Annotated in this window: 22 protein-coding genes and 1 tRNA gene; 13 read left to right on the forward strand and 10 right to left on the reverse strand. The window is 66.3% G+C overall.

Annotated features, from left to right (window positions below; genetic code table 11):
• Nucleotides 1-111 precede the first annotated feature (111 nt).
• Complete coding sequence (locus tag NO363_RS11990) at nt 112-861, forward strand: nucleoside phosphorylase (RefSeq protein WP_256685381.1); 750 nt, start codon at nt 112-114, stop codon at nt 859-861.
• 3 nt (nt 862-864) lie between these two features.
• On the opposite strand, the gene NO363_RS11995 is transcribed toward NO363_RS11990, so the two are convergent.
• The 5 genes from NO363_RS11995 to NO363_RS12015 form a co-directional block, all read right to left on the reverse strand.
• Nucleotides 865-1266 (reverse strand): DUF7383 domain-containing protein, encoded by a 402-nt coding sequence (locus NO363_RS11995; protein ID WP_256685382.1) that lies wholly within the window; start codon nt 1264-1266, stop codon nt 865-867.
• Nucleotides 1267-1675: 409 nt separating this feature from the next.
• A tRNA-Ser gene (locus tag NO363_RS12000) sits at nt 1676-1756 on the reverse strand.
• 26 nt (nt 1757-1782) lie between these two features.
• The gene (locus NO363_RS12005) at nt 1783-1986 is read right to left on the reverse strand and encodes a DUF7981 family protein (RefSeq protein ID WP_256685383.1); all 204 of its coding nucleotides are present in this window, start codon (nt 1984-1986) and stop codon (nt 1783-1785) included.
• A gap of 35 nt (nt 1987-2021) precedes the next feature.
• The gene (ilvA, locus tag NO363_RS12010) at nt 2022-3233 is read right to left on the reverse strand and encodes a threonine ammonia-lyase (protein WP_256685384.1); all 1212 of its coding nucleotides are present in this window, start codon (nt 3231-3233) and stop codon (nt 2022-2024) included.
• Nucleotides 3234-3762: 529 nt separating this feature from the next.
• Nucleotides 3763-4506, reverse strand: a complete 744-nt coding sequence (locus tag NO363_RS12015; RefSeq protein ID WP_256685386.1) for a DNA polymerase sliding clamp — start codon at nt 4504-4506, stop codon at nt 3763-3765.
• A 99-nt stretch (nt 4507-4605) separates the two neighbouring features.
• Between NO363_RS12015 and NO363_RS12020 the strand changes: the two genes are divergently transcribed.
• Nucleotides 4606-5361 (forward strand): 23S rRNA (uridine(2552)-2'-O)-methyltransferase, encoded by a 756-nt coding sequence (locus NO363_RS12020; protein WP_256685388.1) that lies wholly within the window; start codon nt 4606-4608, stop codon nt 5359-5361.
• Between the two features lie 96 nt (nt 5362-5457).
• On the opposite strand, the gene upp is transcribed toward NO363_RS12020, so the two are convergent.
• A complete protein-coding gene (gene upp, locus NO363_RS12025; protein ID WP_004054081.1) occupies nt 5458-6132 on the reverse strand; it encodes a uracil phosphoribosyltransferase in 675 nt (224 codons plus the stop codon).
• A 50-nt stretch (nt 6133-6182) separates the two neighbouring features.
• A complete protein-coding gene (locus NO363_RS12030; protein WP_256685390.1) occupies nt 6183-6362 on the reverse strand; it encodes a DUF8107 family protein in 180 nt (59 codons plus the stop codon).
• Between the two features lie 176 nt (nt 6363-6538).
• Between NO363_RS12030 and NO363_RS12035 the strand changes: the two genes are divergently transcribed.
• The 7 genes from NO363_RS12035 (at nt 6539) to NO363_RS12065 (ending at nt 11327) form a co-directional block, all read left to right on the forward strand.
• Nucleotides 6539-6859, forward strand: a complete 321-nt coding sequence (locus tag NO363_RS12035; protein ID WP_256685392.1) for a hypothetical protein — start codon at nt 6539-6541, stop codon at nt 6857-6859.
• A gap of 14 nt (nt 6860-6873) precedes the next feature.
• Nucleotides 6874-7281 (forward strand): SRPBCC family protein, encoded by a 408-nt coding sequence (locus NO363_RS12040; protein WP_256685394.1) that lies wholly within the window; start codon nt 6874-6876, stop codon nt 7279-7281.
• Nucleotides 7282-7390: 109 nt separating this feature from the next.
• Nucleotides 7391-7615 (forward strand): hypothetical protein, encoded by a 225-nt coding sequence (locus tag NO363_RS12045; RefSeq protein ID WP_256685395.1) that lies wholly within the window; start codon nt 7391-7393, stop codon nt 7613-7615.
• A gap of 56 nt (nt 7616-7671) precedes the next feature.
• Nucleotides 7672-7968 (forward strand): DUF7990 family protein, encoded by a 297-nt coding sequence (locus NO363_RS12050; RefSeq protein WP_007740074.1) that lies wholly within the window; start codon nt 7672-7674, stop codon nt 7966-7968.
• A gap of 13 nt (nt 7969-7981) precedes the next feature.
• The gene (locus tag NO363_RS12055) at nt 7982-8947 is read left to right on the forward strand and encodes an ArsA family ATPase (protein ID WP_256685397.1); all 966 of its coding nucleotides are present in this window, start codon (nt 7982-7984) and stop codon (nt 8945-8947) included.
• An 84-nt stretch (nt 8948-9031) separates the two neighbouring features.
• Nucleotides 9032-10873 (forward strand): carbon starvation CstA family protein, encoded by a 1842-nt coding sequence (locus tag NO363_RS12060; protein ID WP_256685399.1) that lies wholly within the window; start codon nt 9032-9034, stop codon nt 10871-10873.
• 49 nt (nt 10874-10922) lie between these two features.
• Complete coding sequence (locus NO363_RS12065) at nt 10923-11327, forward strand: sterol desaturase (RefSeq protein ID WP_256685401.1); 405 nt, start codon at nt 10923-10925, stop codon at nt 11325-11327.
• Between the two features lies 1 nt (nt 11328).
• On the opposite strand, the gene NO363_RS12070 is transcribed toward NO363_RS12065, so the two are convergent.
• Nucleotides 11329-12564 carry an inorganic phosphate transporter gene (locus tag NO363_RS12070; RefSeq protein WP_256685403.1) on the reverse strand — a complete coding sequence of 412 codons (1236 nt, stop codon included), beginning with the start codon at nt 12562-12564 and terminating at the stop codon, nt 11329-11331.
• Nucleotides 12565-12700: 136 nt separating this feature from the next.
• On the opposite strand from NO363_RS12070, the gene hisI reads away from it, so the two are divergent.
• Both hisI and NO363_RS12080 read left to right on the forward strand, forming a co-directional pair.
• A complete protein-coding gene (gene hisI / locus NO363_RS12075) occupies nt 12701-13078 on the forward strand; it encodes a phosphoribosyl-AMP cyclohydrolase (protein ID WP_256685405.1) in 378 nt (125 codons plus the stop codon).
• Nucleotides 13071-14195, forward strand: a complete 1125-nt coding sequence (locus tag NO363_RS12080; protein ID WP_256685407.1) for a DUF7118 family protein — start codon at nt 13071-13073, stop codon at nt 14193-14195. Before hisI ends, NO363_RS12080 begins: the two co-directional genes overlap by 8 nt.
• Here the strand turns inward: NO363_RS12080 and glmM are convergent, their stop codons facing one another.
• Nucleotides 14196-15554, reverse strand: coding sequence for a phosphoglucosamine mutase (gene glmM, locus NO363_RS12085; RefSeq protein WP_256685408.1), 1359 nt, complete (start codon nt 15552-15554; stop codon nt 14196-14198).
• Nucleotides 15555-15982: 428 nt separating this feature from the next.
• On the opposite strand from glmM, the gene NO363_RS12090 reads away from it, so the two are divergent.
• A complete protein-coding gene (locus tag NO363_RS12090) occupies nt 15983-16765 on the forward strand; it encodes an HVO_0234 family beta-propeller protein (RefSeq protein WP_256685411.1) in 783 nt (260 codons plus the stop codon).
• A gap of 21 nt (nt 16766-16786) precedes the next feature.
• Nucleotides 16787-17629 (forward strand): ribose-phosphate diphosphokinase, encoded by an 843-nt coding sequence (gene prs / locus NO363_RS12095; RefSeq protein WP_256685413.1) that lies wholly within the window; start codon nt 16787-16789, stop codon nt 17627-17629.
• Here prs and ileS read toward each other — a convergent pair.
• Nucleotides 17626-20814 (reverse strand): isoleucine--tRNA ligase, encoded by a 3189-nt coding sequence (gene ileS, locus NO363_RS12100; protein WP_256685414.1) that lies wholly within the window; start codon nt 20812-20814, stop codon nt 17626-17628. The genes prs and ileS overlap by 4 nt on opposite strands.
• Nucleotides 20815-20863 lie beyond the last annotated feature (49 nt).

A 20863-nucleotide genomic window follows, 5' to 3' on the forward strand; every position in this document is an offset into this window, starting at 1 on the left:
CCTCGAATTCGCTCGTGCTCCAACAATCATGTGTTGTGTTAGCAGAGGTTGTCCGGTACGAGAAACTGACGCAGCGTGGATTTATATACACCGTCGAGTCATTGTGAGGCGATGCCGTATCCGAACAGTCCGGGGAAGCACGACCGAGACGCGCTCATCACCCCGAAAGCGAGCATCAACTACTTCGACGACGACCCGGATCCAGTTCCGGAGTCGGTCGTCCTCTGTTTTCACGATGGACTGTTCGAGCATGTCGTGAACGCCTACGAGGGTACGGCATTCGATGGGGAAAGCGGCTACGCGCTCGATGCGACCGATGGGCAGGTCGGTGTGGTGAGGGTTCCAGGCATCGGCGCACCGGTGACGGCACTGGAGATGGAGGAACTGATTGTACGCGGGGCCGAGCGATTCCTGTCGCTCGGACACGTCGGAAGCCTTCACTCCGACGTCTCGCTCGGCGATCTCGTGGTCGTGGATCGGGCGCTGCGCGACGAGGGTACCTCACACCACTACCTCGAACCGGCGAAATACGTCACAGCCAGTTCCGATCTATGTGAGCGACTCGAACGCGTGCTGGAAGCCGCAAACGAGCCCTATCGCGTCGGTCCGACGTGGACCACTGACGCGGTGTACCGTGAGACGGTTCCGGAAGTCGAGCGCTACCGCAACGAAGGAGTCCTGACTGTGGATATGGAAGCCGCAGCGATGTTCGCGGTCGCTACCTATCGGGGCGTCGAAGCAAGCGCGTTGTTCACGATCAGCGATCAGCTCGATCCGACGGGGTGGGAACCGCGTTTTGCCGAGACACAGACCCATCTCGAACGAGCGTTCGCTCGTGCCGTCGAAGCGCTGACGCGATGATCCTCACTCGACGGGTTCCTTCCAGTGAACGACGACCGAACCGATCACGAAATCGTCGCGGGTGTCGGCATCGCGCACGAACCGGACCGTGTTCTCACCCGCTTCGAGATCTGCACCCGTGATCGGATCCATCCAATACTGCCAGCCCGGCGCGGGCGGGATGTCGAACCCCGTGAGCGCGTCGCCGTTGACGACGATTTCGTGGCCGTAGTTCCCCACCTCGAACAGCTGGCATTCCAGATATGCCTCCGTGGCCGGCCCGACTGGCACGGTGAACTCCTGTGTGGAGGAACGATGGTTGCCCACGAACTCGGCCCAGGGTACGTCGAGTCCGGCCGAACTCTCGCCGAGGTGTTCTTGGAAGTCGAGCAGCGCGTAGTTCGCACGGGTCCGGGTGTCGCTCATTACTCGACCCTCGGTGGTCACGGGATTAAGTCTGCGGTCTGGACCGGGTTTCACGCGAGAACACGGACGCAGCGAAGCCGTTCCCTACTTTGTCTCACTGCGTTCAGCAAAACGCCGGGACGAGGATTTGAACACGGTCGGACGTGCTCACTCACTATCGCTCGTTGTGCGCGACCTCCCTGCTGCAAATCCCCGCCGTCGCCGCTTCGCTCGTCACGTCCGTTCCTCGCAGAAGCACGGTCGCAACAAAGTTGCTCCCTGCGTTGCCTCACTGTGTTCAGCAAAACGCCGGGACGGGGGTTTGAACACGGTCGTTCCCGTTCGCTCGCTGTCGCTCGCTCACATATCACTCCCTGCTGCAAATCCCCGCCGTCGCCGCTTCGCTCGTCACGTCCGTTCCTCGCAGAAGCGCCGGGACGGGGATTTGAACCCCGGATCCCAAAGGGAACACGCTTTCCAGGCGTGCGCCTTACCACTCGGCCATCCCGGCTTGGTCGGAACTACCGGAGTCGCAGGTTAAGACCTTTCGCTCCGCGCCAGCCACCTCTCGAACAGGTAGCTCGCCCCGCTGGCGACGATCCAGACGATCGCCGCGATGGCGAGCTTGACGAGCAGGCTGATCCCGGGGGCAGCGACGAGTTCGTAGCCCTGCGCGAGCACGAGGAAGGCGAGCGCACCGACCGCACCCCACAGCAGGCTCGCTTTCGTTCGCGGACGCATCAGTCCGCGAGCGCCGCGGTGTCGGTGCGGACCACTCAGACGAGCACCTCGGGCGCGTAGCCGTTGGCTTCGAGCGCGTCGAGCAGCGTCGCGACGTGCTCTTCGCCCCGGGTTTCGAGATCGATCGCGACCTCGGTGGCGGTCATGCCGCTGTCGCGGGAGGTGCGGTCGTGCTGGATAGCGTAGATGTTCGCGCGCTCGTCGGCGATGATCTCGACCAGCCGTTCGAGCGAGCCGGGCCGGTCGGGAAGCGTCGTCCGAAAGCGGAGATAGCGACCCGATTCGACCAGTCCACGCATGATCACCGTCCGGAGCATGTTGAGATCGATGTTGCCGCCACAGAGAACGGGGACGACGACCTCGTCGTCGCTATAGTCGAACGCCTCGGCGAGGATCGCGGCCATCGGCACCGCACCGGCCCCCTCGATGAGCGTCTTCGAGCGTTCGAGCAGCGTCGTGATCGCAACGGCGATATCGGGATCGGAGACCGAGACGACCTCGTCGACGCGCTCCTCGATGATCGGAAACGTCCGCTCGCCGACTCGGCGCGTCGCGATGCCGTCGGCGATCGTGTCGACGCCGTCGAGCTCCTGGACCGATCCCTTTTCGAGCGACTGGGCGACGCTCGACGCGCCCTCGGCCTCGACGCCCACGACCCGCGTGTCGGGCGATTTTGCTTTGACTGCGGTGGCGATACCGGCGATGAGTCCGCCGCCACCGATGGGGACGACGACCGTCTCGACGTCCGGGCAGTCCTCGACGATCTCCAGGCCGATCGTCCCCTGGCCGGCCATCACGGTGGGATCATCGAAGGCGTGGACGTAGGTGCGGTTCTCGTCGGCCTCGATCTCGTGGGCGCGGGCCTGGGCCGTGTCGTAGTCCTCGCCGTGGAGGACGACCTCGGCCCCGTAGCTCCGTGTCGCCTTCACTTTCGCGATCGGGGCGTGTTCTGGCATCACGACCACGCTATCGACGTCGGCGCGCGTGGCCGCGAGCGCGACGCCCTGAGCGTGATTGCCCGCGCTCGCGGTCACGACGCCCGCCGCCTGCTCCTCGTCGGTGAGCGTGGCGATGCGGTTCGACGCGCCGCGGATCTTGAACGAACCGGTACGCTGGAACACTTCGAGTTTGGGGTGGACCGCCGCGCCCGAGAGATCGGAGAACGAGTAGGAGTGTTCGAGCGGCGTGTGGCGGGCCACGCCGTCGACGCGCTCGCGCGCCTCATGGATATCGTCGAGACCGAGCATACGACGATTCCGTCGCTCGGCGGTATAGTTCTTGCTGGAAGCGGCGGTGGAGGGCCGCCGAAGCGTGTGACGCACCGATGCTCCGTCGCGGGTGTTCATCAATGCACGGAAAGCGGAGTGAAAGTGAACGTGTCGGCCGCCATACCCGCGGTGCTGCGGCGGCCGCGGCTGCGGTGGGGTTGCGGTAGCGGTGCTGTGCGGTCCTGGTGGATGAAGGGCGAGGCACGCGAGCGACCGTAGGGAGCGAGTAGCGAACGGAGTGAGCGCGTGCCGAGGGCTTCGGCGGTGCGGACGGGTGCTGTGCGGTATGGGAAGCGTAGTGTCCGCGCGAACGAACGTGAGCGCGGTTCACCGTGAACGAGGCCGTAGGCCGAGTGAGCGGGAGTTTTTAGTCCAGGTTTTTGGAAGGGGTTCGAGCACGAGCGAACGGAGTCGTTCGAAAGGCGCGAAGCGCCTTTCGTGATGACGAAACGGCTTCGCCGTTTCGAACCATGAGCGAGCGCGAGGACCCCTTGTAAAAAAGTGGGTCTTAGTCGCTCTGGATGCGCGGCGCGAGCATGTAGGTGACGCTCCCGTCGGCTTCGGCGACGTCGAAGTGAAGTTTGACGGGGAACTCCTCACCGAGGTCGATCGTGACCTCGGCGTCGCCGGGGATGGCCTTGTTCATGTCCTTGAGGTAGTCGAGGCTGAACAGCGAGTGGGCCGGGCCGACGGTGAGGTCGATGAGGTCCTCGGTATCGAGTTCGAAGTGGACGTCGTCGGTGTCGCCTTCGGCATCGACGTAGAACTGTTCGGCGTCCTCTTCGACGCCGAGGGCGATGTGGTCGGAGACCATGTCGGCGGCTTTGACCGCGCGGTTGATGTCGCGACCTTCGAGGACGATCTTCGCCGGGAGGTCGAGATCGGGGATGTCGGGCTCCTGGCGGACCGATTCGGGATCGATGAGCGCGAGCGTGTACTCCAGGCCGTCGATCGAGATGTGGAGCTTGCGGGTCTCCTCGTCGAGTTCGAGGTGGACGAGGTCGTCGCTGCCGGCCATGCCCGCGATGTTCTGGAGCCGGGAGAGGTTCACGCCGATGACGCCGCCGTCGGCCTCGTACGACTCGAAGGCGTCGGCAGAGAGGGTCAGATCGACCATCCCGACGTTGGCAGGGTCGACGGCTCGGATGGCGATCTCGTCGTCGTTGAGGTGGAGCTTGCACTCCTCGACGAGCACACTCACGGAGTCGAGGGCCGTTCTGAGCGTCCCCGCACTCACGATGGCGTTGAACATGGCTCCGGTACGACCAGCCGGGTTATAAAAGGTGTGCGTTCGACTCGTCGAACGAACCGAGCGAAGGGCGTTTACGCGCCCGTGAAGTAGCCACGCGGGATGGCGCGCCGGGACGAATACTACAACAAGGCAAAACAGCAGGGCTACCGCTCACGGTCGGCCTACAAGCTCCAGCAGTTGGACGAGACGGCGGACCTCTTCACCGACGAAAGCACCGTTATCGACCTGGGCGCGGCACCCGGCGGCTGGCTCCAGGTCGCGGCCGAGCGCGCACCGGAGGGCCGCATCGTCGGCGTCGACCGCCAGCGCATCGAGGCGATCGATGGCGTCGAAACCCGCCGTGGCGACCTCACCGACGAGGACGTCAGGGAGGAACTGAAAGCCGACGTCGGCGAGGCGGACGTCGTACTTTCGGATATGGCTCCAAATATGAGCGGCGAGTACGACCTCGATCACGCACGCTCGGTTCATCTCGCCCGCCAGGCTCTGGACGTGGCTCGCGAGGTGCTCGCGCCGGGCGGCGATCTCGCCGTGAAGGTGTTCGACGGTCGCGATCTCGACAGGCTGGAGGACGATATCGAAGAGGAGTTCGAATACGTCAGAACCGTGCGACCCGACGCTTCGCGCGACGAATCCTCCGAGCTCTACCTGGTCGGCAAGGGTCGCATGACAGCCCCCATCGAGGTCGGCGACGAACAGACGGTCGAGATCACCGCCACCGGCGAGGAGGGCGATGGGATCGCCAAGATCGAGGAGTACACTGTGTTCGTGTCCGACGCCGAGGAGGGCGAACAGGTGCGTGTGCGGATCGCGGACGTGAAACCGCGGTTCGGTTTCGCCGAGCGCGTCGACTGAGGCCGCACGGCCCTCGAATCGGCGGTCGTCTCGATTGTTCGATCTCCAGTCGAAACGAAGGGGTCCGTGTCGGCGGAATCGAATTCAGGCGGTCGATTACTGAGTCCGGAACGCACGGTCGCCGGCGTCGCCGAGCCCCGGCACGATGAAGCCGTTCTCGTCGAGGCGTTCGTCGATGCTCACGGTGAGGAGGTCGGCTTCGGGGAACCGTTCACCGACCCGGAGCAGGCCGTCGGGTGCGCTGACCGCCGAGAGGACGAACAGATCCTCGGGCTCTGGCGCGTCGGCGAGGACGTGCTCCAGTACCGTGCACATCGTCGAGCCGGTGGCGAGCATCGGGTCGGCGACGATCACGGTGTCCTCGGCGGTGATCTCGGGGAGTTTGGTGTAGTCGATGGTGATGGGGAACTCGCCGTCGGTCATGCCGGCCTCCTCGTCGCGGCCCGCCGAGATGACGCCCTGTTTGGCCCGCGGGAAGGCCTTCAGCAGCCCCTCGACGAACGGTGTCGCCGCACGGAGGACGTTGACGATGACGACGTCGTCGAGACCCTTGACGCGCTCGCCGGTGGTCTCGGCCAGCGGCGTCGTGATCGAGACGTACTCGGTCTCCATCGCGCCGTCGATGATCTCGTAGCCACAGATGCGGCCGAGTTTGACGAGTCCTTTCCGGAAAGCGACCTGTTCCATGTCTGCGCTTCGCAGCCGTGAGAGCGTGTCTCGCGCCAGTGCGTGCGTGATGAGCGACGCCGAATCGCGCTCGGAGATGGGCATGGTAGAGCGGGTTGCCGCGCGCGTATAAAATCATCTCATCAGCCACCGCCTCAACGCAGCACGGCCAGATAGGTAACGACCGCGATCAGCAGCGTCGCGAGCGCCGCCGTCCGCAGCGAGAAGGTGAGCACGCCGAGCAGCGAGAGCCCCCACACGACGACCGTCCCGAACACCGCCGAGAGCAGCAGATCGAGCACGATCAGGACGCGGATATCGCCGTCCGAAGCCATCGTATCGGACGACGGCCGGCCGGATTATATATTATCGGCCCAGTCACTTCCCACACCAGTCACATCTCATACTCGTTCACAGCAACCCCGGACGGGGAATGCTCCTTGCAGGTGAGTCGCATTCCGAGGGATGAGGTCGGCCGACAACGTATTCACGCAGCCAGCGTACGGCCGCCATGAAGCTCACGAACCGCCACGGGACGCCGGTCGATCCGGTGCCGTTTCTCGTCGTCTCGTCGCTCGCCTTCCTCATGAGCTTCTCGTACGGACCGATCTACCTGCTGGCGCTCGGGCTCTCGCTACCGATTTCGATTACCGTTTCGACAATCCTCTTCGTGTGCGCCACGGGTACTGCCTACCATCAGATGGTGCTGACGACGCGCCCGGAGCTACGCGGCGAGATACCGCCCGAGCAACGCCTTCGGCGGTTGGTGTACGCAGCCGCCGTCCTTCTGGCGCTGCTCGCGCTGCTATCGCTGCCGTTTTTGGTGCCCTGACTCGTGGAGACGGTATGCGCGAGGTCAGCGCGTCACGGTTCGTCCGGGCGACCCCGGCGACCGTCGAGCGCGCGCTCACACCGCGGTCGCTCGTCGAATACGAGGGCAGCTTCACCGTCTACGAGGTCGAGGACACCGACGAGGGCTGGCTCGTCATCGCCGGTTCGCGCGGGGTCGAACTCGCGCTCGCCTTCGAACTCGATGGTGAGGGACTGACCTACGAACAGCGCGGCGACGGCCCGCTGGAAACGCTCGAAACGACGATCACGTACGAGCCGAAGGATCAGGGCACCAGCGTCCGGATGCGCTCGCGGGTGAGCGCCGGGCTCCCCCTCGCGTCGCTCACCGACCGCGTGGCCGCCTGGAAGCGCCGCGGCGAACTCCGGCGGGCGCTCTCCCGCCTCGCCGCCGACGTGGAGTGACGTTTCGTTCGATCGTGTTCCGTTCGGGTGTGTTTCGTTCGAGTGACGCCCGTGTACCGCGTGCGCACAGCCGCACACGGTTTTATCAGTCGTCGCCCGAACGTGTTGTATGGAATTCGCTAACACGATCAAGGAGACGCTGCAAGCCTCGACCGAATCGGCCAACCGCGGTGGCGGGAAGGGCGACGGCTCGAAGGGTGCCTACTGGTGTCACGACTGCGCCGAGCGGATTCGTGACGTCGACGTCGAGGGCGAGACGCCACCGGACTGTCCCGACTGCGGCGTGGCGATGGAATTCGAGCGCTCGCCCTCGACGACCGGCTGTGCCTGCTGAGCGAACGAATCGTCGAGCCGGCGGTCGTTTAAGTGCGTGCGAGTCGTTCTCGTGTCATGGCGCTCGCAGACCGCATCGCAACCTACCGCGAGATCGTCGAGGAGTGGCTGCACGGGCTCTATCACGGGATGATCGAGGGGCCGGCGTTCGAGCTGATCGAGAAGGAGGCCGAGGACACCGACGACGTGTTCATGCTCGCCTGTTTCGCCGACGCCTTCGGGATCCCGAGCCCCGTCTCCTACTACACCGCCGAACTCCTCCCCTACCTCGCCGAGGAGTTCCAGGGCTGGGAGCGCCGGCTCTGGGATCGCGACACGCTCATCGAACGCAAGGGCCAGCAGTACCACTTCTGATGCGGTGGCAAACGTGAGGGAGTTCGTCTTCTTCGGCGGCAAGGGCGGCGTCGGCAAGACCACCGTCTCCTGTGCGTACGCGCTCAAATGCGCCCGGGCGGGGCTCGACACGCTCGTCGTCTCGACCGATCCGGCCCACAGCACCGCCGACGTGTTCGACCAGGAGTTCGGCGACGAGCCACGACCCGTCGAGGGACACGACGGGCTCTCGGCGATGGAGATCGACCCCGACGAGGAAGTCTCCGAACACCTGATGGAGACCAAGCGCGCGCTCGCCGATCAGGTGAGTCCCGCGATGGTCAACGAGATCGACAGACAGATCGAACTCGCCCATCGCACCCCGGGTGCGTACGAGGCCGCGCTGTTCGATCGGTTCATCGACGTGATGCGCGACAGCGACCACGACCGCGTCGTTTTCGACACCGCGCCGACGGGCGGGGCGCTCCGCCTGCTCTCGCTCCCCGAGTTCCTGGAGGACTGGATCGCCCGCCTCATCGACAAGCGCACCGAGAGCATCGACCTCTACGAGCGGGCGGCCATCGGCAACCGTGAGGCCCGCCGCCGGATCGACGACGATCCGATCATCGAGCGTCTGCGCGAGCGAAAGGAGATGTTCGAGTTCGCCGGCCACGCCCTCCGCGAGCGGGCGACCTTCTTCCTCGTGATGAACCCCGACGAACTCTCGCTGCGCGAGACTGCCCGCGCGCTCGACGATCTCGACGAGTACGGGCTCTCGGTTGGCGGGCTGCTCATCAACCGCCTGACACCCGAACCCGACGGCGAAGAGGGTGGTCGCGGCGCACGCTACCTCCGCGAGCGCTGCGCGAACGAGCGCGAGCGCGTCGCGACCGTGCGCGAGGAGTTCGCCCCGCCGGTGCGCGGGACGATCGAGACCCGCGTCGCCGAAGTCAAGGGTGATCTGCTCGCCGAGGTCGCAGCCGAACTCGACGTCGAAGTCGCGACCGAACCGAGACCCTGACCGCGATTCTTCCGAGGTGTGATTATCGATACCGAGGCCAACGTTTAAGTCGTCGTTTTCCATTGATTACTGTGGACAACTACCATGCAGGTACTTTGGCTCGTCCTCCTGGCGCTCGTCACGTTTACGCTCGGCTACGTCGGCTACTCGCGCTATCTCGCACGGTTCGTCGATCTCGACGACGACCGCGAGACGCCGGCGCACAAGTACCGTGACGGCCAGGAGTACGTCCCCTCACAGCGGTCGGTACTGCTCGGTCACCACTACTCGTCGATCGCCGGCGGCGCGCCGATCGCCGGCCCGATCACTGCAGCGGCGGCGTTCGGCTGGCTACCGGCGATCCTCTGGATCGCCGTCGGCAACCCCCTCTTCGGCGCGGTCCACGACTTCATGTCGCTGTCGTCGAGCATGCGCCACGAGGGGAAGTCGATCGGCTACATCATCGGCGAATACGTCGGCGAGCGCGGCAAGGACATGCTGCTCTGGTTCGCCTTTCTGACGATCATCCTGGTCATCGCGGCCTTCGCCTTCCTCATCGGCAGCATCTTCGACGCGTTCCCGCAGGCGGCGACCGCCTCCGTGCTCTACATCGCGCTCGCGGTCGTCTTCGGGATCTATCTCTACCAGTTGAACCTCCCCTTCCTTCCGGGAGCGGTGGTGTTCGTCGCGGCGGTGTTCGCCGGCGTCTGGGTCGGGCTCGAATACCCGATCGCGCTGGCCGCTCGCGACGGCCTGCCCGCCGGCACCATCGTCCTGTTCGGGAGCGCGCTCGACTGGCTACCACTTGCGGGAGCGATCAACCCGAACGTGGCCGCCTGGATCCTCGTCACGGTGCTGTACGCGTTCGCCGCGAGCGTGCTCCCGGTGTGGGTGTTGCTCCAGCCGCGCGATTTCCTCACGTCGAGCCTGCTCTACACCGGCGTCGGCGGCATGCTGCTCGCGGTGATCGTCGGCTCGCTCATCGGCTTTAGTCCTGTGGACGTCGTGGTGCCGGCGGCGGGCATTGACGTGACGGTGAGCTCGCTCGAAACCCAGATCGCACCCTTTACCGGTTTCGTCCATCCCGCACTCGGTCCGATCTTCCCGTTCCTGTTCGTCACGATCGCCTGCGGGACGATCAGCGGCTTCCACTCGCTGGTCTCCTCGGGGACGACGGCCAAGCAGTTGAACAGGGAGAGCGACGCCCGGCCGATCGGTTACGGCGCAATGCTCGGCGAGGGATTGCTCGCGGTGACGGCGGTCATCGCGGTCTCGATCATCGCCACCTCCACCGGGTCGCTCGACGCGGCGCTCGTCACCTTCCCGGCTGGCGGCGGCGCGCTGCTCACGGCGCTCGGCATCCCGATGCTCGCTGCGGCGGCATTCATCGGCCTGGTGTTCGCGAGCTTCCTGCTGACGAGCACCGACACCGCGGCACGGCTCGGCCGCTACATGCTCGAGGAGATCGTCGGCACGCCCGAGACGAGCACGCAGAAACTCGCCGTCAACCGTTACGTGAGCACCGGCATCCTCGCGATCGGTGGCTACGCGCTCGTCGCCAGCGGCACGTGGGAGAACATCTGGCCGCTGTTTGGCGGGGCAAACCAGACGCTCGCGGCGCTCGCGCTGCTGGTCGCGACGGTCTGGCTCGCCAACTGGAGCGACAACAAGCAGCTCATCAGCACGGGCGTGCCGCTCGTGTTCATGATCGGCGTCACGATCGTCGCACTGCTGTGGATCGGCGTCGTCCGCAATCCACAGACGATCCTCGCGGGTGAAGCCGGCGGGACGGTCGCGGCCGCATCGCTCGCGCTCCAAAGTGTGGTGGCACTCGTGCTCGTCGGACTCACGCTGGGGCTGCTCTATCTCGGCATCACTAACGTCAGAAACGTCCGCGGCGAGGCGGGCACGGCCGTCGCTGACGGGGGTGAGCCGGGCGACGACTAAACCCGTCTCCCGGCCGAACGATTATCCTTCAGGCGTGTAATTTCGCTGTATGAACCCCATGCGCTCGCGAGCACTCGCCGCAGCCGCCGGCGGTCTCGCCGGCGGCGCGACGTTCGTCTGGCTCGTCGCCGATCTCGCGCTCGCGGGTACCATCGCTCTGACCTGGGCGGTCGGGGTCCGGCTCACGCTTCGCTATCGATGGCTGCTCTCGATGCGAGCCGAGACGCGCCGTGTGTCCCTTTGGTCCGGCGCGTTTGCCGCGCTCGTCACCCTCAGTGCGTTCTTCGGCGTTGGTCCGTCGCTCCCGTTGTCGGCCGAACTCCGCTTCGCGCTCGGGCTGCTGGTCGTCGGTGTCGGCTACGCGTCGGTGACCCTCGGCGTGGCGATGGCGAGCGGCCGTACCGACGATGCACCACGCGAGTCACGGGAGGGAACCGAGGCGGGCTCGTCCTGATTCATCCACCGACGACCAGCGCCAGCCCGCGATACAGTCCGAACCCGACGGCGAGCGTTCCGACGAGCGTTCCGAGCCAGGCGAGCACGGTGAAGCCGATCTTGCGTGCCGAAACACCCGTCGAGCCCACGACGAGACCGCTGCCGATGACGCCGCCGATGATGACGTTGTTGAACGAGAACGGGATCCCGAGCGCGATGGCGGTCTGTGCGATGAGAAAGCCGGGGATCAGCGCCGCGATCGATCGCCGAACGCCGAGCTGTGAGTACTCGCGCGAGACGGCCTGGAGCAGGCGTGGCGACCCCATCCAGGCACCGAGGAGGATACCGAGCGCCCCGAGTCCAAGCAGGACGATCCCGGGCGTTCCGAACGAGTCGAACAGGGGCTCCAGCGGGCCGGTGGCGAGCCCGACCTGGCTGCCGCCGGAGGAGAACGCCACGATCGCACCGAGACCGATCAGGAACTTCCTGATGCCGGCGTCCACCGAGTGGCGCATCTCGCGGCGTACGAAGACGAAGACTAGGACACCGACCACGAGGCTCGTGCCGAACGCGAACGCGTCGTATGACCCGAACAGCGCCGGCGCACCGCCGAGCGAGCGCGAGAGATAGTCCGCGAGCGTCCCCGTCCCGCTCGCGGCAGGGATGAACGTAAACTCGACGTTCGCGAGAACGAAGCCGACGACGGCGCTGAGAAGCGACACGCTGAGTTCCTCGGGGACGTCCTCGCGGCGCAGTAGGGTCGCCGTTACGTAGGCGATCGTCGCCGAGACGAACGGCACCGCCACCCAGAACAGGCCGAGTCGCTGGTAGGTGTCGTAGGCGGGCGCGCCGCCGAGGGCGAGCCCCGCACCGACGACCGCACCCGTCGTGGCGAACGCCGCAGGGATGGGGTAGCCGGTGCGGACCCCGATCGCGATGAACCCTGCTGCCGTCAGGAGAGCGGCGATCGCGGCCAGCGGCGAGATCGAAACACCGTCGATGAGCCCCTTGCCGACCGTTTCGGAGATGCTACCGCCCTGTGCGAGTGCGCCGAGCGCGGCGAACGTCCCGATGAAGAAGGCCGCGCGCATCGTCGGGAGCGCGTTTGCGCCGACCGCCGGGGCGAAGGGTGGCGAGTTCGACGAGGCACCGAGCGCCCACGCCATCCCGAGGCTCGCGAGCACCGCCGCGCCGGCCACGAGCAGCGACGCCGACGCCTGGAGGACGATCGTCACCGGCGGTGTCCCGAGAACCATACTGTCCGCGCGAACGCTCCGACGACCGACGAACATCGACACATGCCGACCATTATCATGGTTTTCCGCGGAGGGAAAAAGCGTCGTCGCTCGGCGACACAAAAGACCTATGCGCGCGAGGCGGCCAGTCCGGGCCATGAGCCGGACGGAATCGGCCGTCGACGTCGCTTTCGGCGATGACGGGTTGGTGACGGTCGTCGCACAGGACGCGGCCTCCGGACAGGTGCTGATGGTCGCCCACGCCTCCCCAGAGGCCGTCGAGCGCACTCACGAGACAGCGCTCGCCCACTACTACTCCCGCAGCCGCGACGAGCTCTGGCAGAAAGGGGAGTCGAGCGGCCACGTCCAGCACGTCGAGGAGATACGGGTCGACTGCGACGGCGACGCGCTCCTCTATCGCGTCAGCCAGGAAGGCGGGGCCTGTCACACTGGCCACGAGAGCTGTTTCTACCGCACGCTCGACGGCGATATCGTCGGCGAGCGCGTCTTCGATCCCGACGCAGTGTATGACTGAGAGTACGGCCGACCTCGCCGAGGAGCTCGCCGCGGCACACGAGTCCTGCGAGGAAATCGATGCCGAGATAGCCGAACACGGCGAGGCAGCGCTCGAAACGCTCGCCGACGCCCACGACCGCGCGACGACGTTGCTCGATAGCTACGAGGAGCGCGCAACCGGCACGGGCGATTTCGAGTCGTTCGTCGAGTTCCAGGAGTCGTTCGACGAACTCGTCGACTCGCTCGACGAGGACATGGCTCTGCGATCGGCGTTCGAGGACGCGAACGATCGCTTCGACAAGCGCCGGCTCTCGGCGAGCGATTTCGCGGCCGCCCGTGACGCGCTCGCGCCGGTCGCCGAACGCGTCGAACTGCTCGACAAGCGTGCGCGACGCCGTGAGCGGTATCGGGAGGCGCGCCGGCACGCGGTCGTCCGCCGCGACGAGCTCGACGAGGAGATCGCCGAGCTGGAGCGGCTCGCCTCGCTCTCGGACGTCGATCTCGACGCGCCGATCGCCGAGCTTCGAGAACCCGTCGAGAACTACGACGAACGGGTCAGGGCGGCGTTTCGACGGTTTAGGAACGAGGCGAGCGCGCGCGACGTCCTCCGGTTCGTCGAGCGCACCGAACAGTACCCGCTCGTCCCGTTTCGCCCGCCGCCAGACGACCTCCACGAGTACGTCGAGACGAGCCCTGTCGGCACCGAATCGCTCACGCAGCTCGTCGACTACGCCGACTACTCGCCGTCGAAGCTCGCCCACTACGTCGACGATCCAGAACGACTCCGGAAGAACGTCGCCATCCACAGGAGCTATCTCGACGGACTCGACGCGACGGCGCTCGGGATCGGCTGGCCACCGCCGCCCGCCCTCGACTGTCGCTTTCTCCTGAACGAACTCGTCTCGGTCGTCGACCGATTCGCGCCGGACGACGTGGTGAAAACCCTCCACGAACTCCGTGCGTTCACCCGCGAGGAGCGCTACGAACAGCTCCAGCGCGCCGCGATGGCTCGCGAAGAACTCACCGAGCGCGAACGCGAACGTCTCGCCGCCGGCACGGTCGAGGACGAACTGGCGAGTGCAAAAGCGGATCGTGAACGACTCGTGGCGGCGCTCTCATCCCATCCCGGCCCCTGATCAGCCGTCGAGCGCGCGATCGAGTCGGTCGCCGATGCCGTCGGCGAGTTCGTGGGCGCGTGCTTCGGAGCCGGCCTCGGTGTAGATGCGCACGACGGGTTCGGTGCCGCTTTCGCGGACGAGCAGCCAGGCATCGCCGAAGTCGAGTCGGTAGCCGTCGGTGTCGTTCAGTTCGCCCTCGCTCTCGTCGGCGTACGCTGCAGCGGCGGCGAGCAGCGTCGCACGGTCGGCGTCGCTTTCGTAGCCGACGGTCGTCCGCACGTTGTGGTAGCCACCGACCGCCTCGACGACCGCGCTCGCCGAGCGATCGGCGAGCAGTTCGAGGAAGCGAGCCGCGGTGTACGCGCCGTCACGGGCGAGCCGATGGTCGGGAAAGAGCACGCCACCGTTGCCCTCGCCGGCGATCGGCACCGAAACGCCGTCGTCGTGGAGTTCGCGTACCCGTGAGATAATGCGCGTGCTCCCGACGGGCGTGAGTTCGAGCGTCGCACCCGCCTCGCTGGCGACGTCGACCAGTCGTTGCGAGACCGTCACCGCCGAGACGGTGCTGTCGCCGTCGTCGAGCGTCGCGTCGGCCAGTACCGCGAGCGTCGCGTCGCCCTCGATGTAGTTCCCGTACTCGTCGAAGAAGATCGCCCGATCGGCGTCGCCGTCGTGGGCGATGCCGACGTCGGCGTCCGTTGCGCGCACCAGCCGACCGAGGTCCGTGAGATGTTCCGGTACTGGCTCGGGATCGCGCCCCGGGAAGCTCCCGTCGCGCTGTGCGTTGACCGTGTGGACCTCGCAGCCGAGTTTCCTGAACAATCCCGGGCTGGTGAGCGACCCCGCCCCGTGACCGGGATCGAGCGCCACGGTGAGATCGGCCGCGGCGATCCGCTCGCGATCGATGGCTGCGACGACCTCCTCAACGTACTCGCGGCGCGCGCTCGTCACCTGACGAGTGTTCCCCGTCCCGTCCCAGCGAGCGTGCTCGAACGTCCCGTCGTCAAGCAGTTCCTCGACCTGCTCCAGCCGGTCGACGCCGAACTCGACACCGTCGCTGCCGACGAGTTTGATCCCGTTGTACTGTGGCGGGTTGTGCGAGGCGGTGATCATCACCGCCGGCACCCCCTCGCGCTCGGCGTACGACTGCAGAGCCGGCGTCGGCAGCGCACCCAATCGATCGACGTCGCTGCCGGCGCTCGCGAGTCCGCTCGCCGTCGCGTCGGCGAGCATCTCGCCCGTCGCACGCGTGTCCCGCCCGACGGCCGCCTGGCCGTCGACGAGCGTCCCGACGGCCAGCCCGATCCGCAGACAGAGCGTCGGCGTCACCTCCTCGTTCGCGACCCCGCGAATCCCACTCGACCCGAACAGTTGCATTCGAGTCACCTGACGGCCCGACTCACAAATCGCTTCCGACCCACCTTTTTGCTGCGGGGGATCGCGCGCTTCGCGCGCTCAACCCCTTGCAAAAATCTGGACCAAAAACTGCCGCTCACTCGCGGTGCTCGTTCGCGGTGTTCTCGTGAACGACCGTAGGGAGTGAACGAGAGCCAGAGAGACGCGAAGCGTCTCCCGTGAACCGCGCTCGCTTCGCTCGCGCGGACGCATCCACCACCGCAACCGCAAACCGCAGCACCACGAAGCCCTCGGCTCACTCGCTGCGCTCGTTCGCCTCGCCCTTCATCCACCAGGAAAGCACGGCTCTCCTGAGCCTGCGGTCGCTTTGCGACCGCAGACGCCGGGCACCACAGCCGCCGGCGCGGCCGCGCCGGAACGCTTTCGCCGTTCGGCGTGCGCATCCGTGCATGAGCAGTATCGACGAAAAGCGCGTCCACGGCGCGAACACCGAGCCGACGGCGCTGTTCGTCGCCAGCGACATCGGCCTCACCCGCGTCTCGGTCGCCGGCGAGCGCGTGGGCGAGATCGAACTCCGCGATCGTCGCCCGGCCCACGATCTCGCCGTCGACGAAAAGCTGGCCGTGGCGACCGACGAGGACGTACTGATCGGCGACTCGCTCATGGAGACGGGGTTCGGCCCGGCGACGGCGGTCGGCTTCCACGACGGGCTCGTCGCCGCCGCTCCCGACGGACGAGTCGCACGCCGAATCGACGACGAGTGGCACGACGTGGGCACCGTCGAGACGGTTCACGCGATCGACGGTGATCTGCTCGCCACCGATAGTGGGATCTATCGACTTACGGACGACGGCCTCACCCACGCGGGTCTCGACGCGGTCCGTGACGTCACCGTCGGGGGCGTTCCGCGGGCCGCGACGGCCACGGGACTCTACCGCCTCGGCAACGGCTGGATGGATGAACTCGACGGCGATTTCCGGATGGTGAGCACCGACACCGACGGCGAGCGAGCGCACGCCGCGACGACGGACGACTTCTACGCCCACGATGGCGACGAGTGGGGGGCGATCGAGATCGGAAAACCGATCGCGGCGGTCGCGTATGCGGGACTGGTCTACGCCGTCGCGACGGACGGAACGCTGCTCGTCGGGACCGACGACGGCTGGCGCGACCACCCCCTCGGAATCGGCGAGCCACACGCGCTCGTCGCGGCGGATCGAAACCCCGTTTAACTGGCCGTCACAGGTGCACACATGATCGTCAGCGCCTCCGGCTCCCAATCGCTCGCCAGCGCGCTCGCGACGGCGCTCGACGAGCCACTCGCCGAGACGACCTACGAGCGCTTTCCCGATGGCGAACTGCAGGTTGCGGTGCCGGGCTTCGACGCCGAACGCGCGATCGTCGTCTGTTCGACCGCGACGAGCGACGCCCACATCGAGGCACTCCAGCTTCAGGACGCCGTCCGCGAGGCCGGCACAAGCGAGATCGTCACCGTGATCCCCTACATGGGCTACGCCCGCCAGGACAGAGCCTTCGAACCCGGCCAACCCGTCTCCGCCCGCGCGGTCGCGCGCGCACTAAGCACCGGCACCGACCGCGTCGTCACCGTAAATCCCCACGAGGAATCCGTCGGCAACTTCTTCGAGGTGCCCTGTACCACCGTCGACGCCGCCGGACGGCTCGCCGATCCTCTACCAGACCTCGACGACCCAGTGTTCATCTCCCCCGACGCAGGTGCCATCGATCTCGCGGAGACGGTACGGGACGCCTACGGATCGGGTGAAACGGACCACTTCGAGAAGACCCGCCACAGCAGCACGGACGTCGAGCTCGAACCGCATACCGCCGACGTCACGGGACGCGACACCGTGCTTGTCGACGACATCGTCGCCACCGGTTCGACGATGGCTGGAGCCGTCTCGCACCTGAACGACGATACCCGGGTGTTCGTCACCTGCGTCCACCCGGTCTTCGCCGGTATGGCCAGAACGCGCCTCGCCCGCGCCGGCGTCGCGGCCGTCTACGGGACGGACACGATCGAGCGCGCCGAGAGCGCCGTCAGCGTCGCACCCGCCGTCGCCGCCGCGCTCGATTAGTCCGCCCGCGCCTCGGCGACCGGCACGATGGCGATCTCGACGGTCGTCTCCTCGATTGCCCACTCGCGTCGGTGGCCGTCCGCGACGTCGCCGAACGCCGCGGCCCTGACCTCCTCGCCGATGAGCGCCTCGTGCTCGCGAGCGAACTCCGCCACTCGGTCGTCGGCGACGTCGAGCTCGACCCTGATCTCGGCCTCCAGATCGAGGTCCATCTTCTTTCGCATTTCCTGGATCCGCCGGACGACGTCGCGCGCGTAGCCCTCGCTCTCGACGTCCTCGGTGAGCGTCGTGTCGACGTAGACCGTCCCACCGCCCTCGGCCGCGAACGTATCGGCGGCAACTCCCTCGGGCGTCTCGGTGACGATTTCGACCATCTCGTTCGTGAGTTCGACAGACTCGTCGAGCGCGTCCGAAACGGCGGTTTCGAGCGCGGCAAGCGTCGGCTCTTCGACTCGTGCCTCGTTGAGCGCGGTCATGACGTCGCCCGACCGATCGCCGAACGCCGGTCCGAGCACGCTCATGTCCGCGCTGGCGCTGTATCGCAGCTCACCCCACCGCTCGTCGGGACCGATCAGATCCACAGTCCTCGCGTTGAGCCGGTCGGCGACGATCGCCGACTGGGATTCCACCGCGTCGGCGACCGCCTCGCTCTCGGCGTCGACGACGACGCGCGTGACCGGCCAGCGGAGTTTGCGCTCGGCCTGCTGGCGGGCGGCCGAACCGGCCTCCTCGACGCCGCGAGCGACCCGGACCTCGCGTTCGAGCCGTTCGTTGCGGAGCTCTTCGTCGGGCTCGGGCCAGTCGCACATGTGGACCGTGTCGAACTCGTCGTTGCCGGTGAGAGTCCCATAGATCTCCTCGGCGGCGAACGGTGCGTACGGCGCGAGCAGCGCGACGACCTCACGGAGCACGCGGTAGAACGTCGCGTACGCGGCGCGCTTCGAGGGACTGTCCGACTCCTCCCACATGCGCTCGCGCACGCTCTGGACGTAGAAGCGCGAGACGTCCTCGACAACGAAGTCGAGCAGGGCGTGCAGCGCGCGATCCTGCCGGAAGTTTTCCCACTCGTCGGTCATCTCTCCCTCCACGGTTTGCAGCCGCGAGAGCACCCACTCGTCTTCCCGTTCGAGAGTCACGTCGTCGAGGGTGACCTCGGTGGGATCGAACCCGTCGAGGCGCATGTAGGGAAGAGGGAAGCGGAAGACGTTCCAGAGGATGTTGAGGTTGCGCTGCATCGTCTCGGTCTCGTCCCACGAGAAGCGCATGTCGTCGCCCTGTGGTGTGACCGACAGGAGGAACAGCCGCATCGGGTCCGCGCCGTACTCGTCGATGACCTCCTGGGGCTCGACGGTGATGTTCTTCGATTTCGACATCCCCCGCCCGTCGGGCATGTTGGCGTAGCCGTGCATCAACACCTCCTTGTAGGGAATCTCGCCGAGCGCTGCCGTCCCCATCCCCAACTGCGACCAGAACCAGCCCCGTGTCTGGTCGTGGGCCTCCATGATGAGGTCGGCGGGCCAGAGCTCCTCGAACTCGCCTTCCTCCTGGGGGTAATCGAGCGTGCCCCACGACGCGACCGAGGAATCGAGCCAGACGTCGAAGACGTCCGGCACGCGCGTGTAGGTCGTGCCCTCTTCGGTGATCGTGAGATCGTCGACGGTCGGGCGGTGGAGATCGACCTCGTCGGGGTCGACGGTTTGGTCGGCGCGTTCGGCCAATTCCTCGCGCGTGCCGATCACGACTACGTCGTCCATCTCGCCGGACCAGTCCTCGGGCGTCCAGATCGGGACGGGGATCCCCCAGTAGCGCTGGCGCGAGACGTTCCAGTCGGGCGATCCCTCGATGAAGTCGCGAAAGCGGTTGTCGCGCGCTTCCTGGGGATGCCACTCGGAGTCCTCGATGTTGTCGAGCATCTCCTCCTTCACGTCGGTGACGGTGATGAACCACTGATCGGTGGCGAGGAAGACGATATCCGTGTCACAGCGCCAGCATTGGCCGTAATCGTGGGCGTAGGTCTCTTCTGCGAGCAGCAGTCCCCGCTCGTCGAGATCGGCGATGATCCCGTCGTTTGCGTCACGAACGAACTCGCCGGCGTATTTTCCTGCGTCGTCGAGATAGACGCCGTCGCCGCCGACAGGGCAGAAAATGGGTAAATCGAGCTCCGATCCGCGCTCGAAGTCCTCTTGGCCGTGACCCGGCGCGGAGTGGACCAGCCCAGTTCTGTCGACCTCGACGTAATCGGCGTGGTAGACCTCACCGACGCCCTCACCGTCGGGGCGATCGGGTACCTCCTCAGCCAGCGGATGCTCGTACTCCCAGCCGAGCATTTCCTCGCCATCGAGCTCGTCGAGTACCTCGTAATCGTCGTAGCGACCTTTCTTCAGAACCTCCTCGACGACCTCGGCGGCGAGATAGAGCACCTCCTCTTGGCCGTCCCTTTCCGCACGCACTTTCTGATATTCGACGTCCTCGTCGATCGCGACGAACTCGTTGGCGGGAACGGTCCACGGTGTCGTCGTCCAGATGACGAGGTTCCCTTCGCGGTCGGTGAGGGGGAACTCGACGTAGATCGAGGGGTCCTCGACCTCGTGGTACTCGACCTCGTTCTTGGCGATAGCCGTCTCACACCGGGGACACTGGGTGATCGAGCGCTTGCCTTGCTCGACGAGCCCGCGGTCGGCGGCCTGTGCGAACCCCCACCACGCCGCCTCCATGTATTCGGGGTCGACGGTTTTGTACGGGTTCTCCCAGTCCATCCAGACGCCGAAGGACTTGAAATCCGACTGGAGCCCGTCGAGTTGTTCGTCGGCGTAGGTCTTGCACTCCTCGATGAACGGCTCCATGCCGAACGCCTCGATGTCCTTCTTGTTGTCGAAGCCCAGTTTCTCCTCGACGCGGGTCTCGATCGGCAGGCCGTGCATGTCGTAGCCCGGTCGATCGGTCACGTCGTAGCCCTGCATTCGGTGATACCGGATGTAGGCGTCTTTCAACGTCTTGTTCCACGTCGTCCCCATGTGGGCTGCACCCGACGTGTAGGGCGGCCCGTCGACGAAGAAGAAGTCCTCGCCGTCGGCGCGGTGTTGCTTGGTCTTGCGGTAGGCGTCGGTCTCGTCCCACTGCTCGAAGACGCGGCCCTCGACCGCATCGGGGTCGTAGCGGTCCGCGACCGGCTCGAACCTGCTCATGACTCGCCTACCCGTGCGGGGACTAAAGGAGCCTCGGTTGTGCAGACCG

The sequence above is a fragment of the Halococcus qingdaonensis genome (assembly GCF_024508235.1).
Taxonomy (GTDB): Archaea; Halobacteriota; Halobacteria; order Halobacteriales; family Halococcaceae; genus Halococcus; species Halococcus qingdaonensis.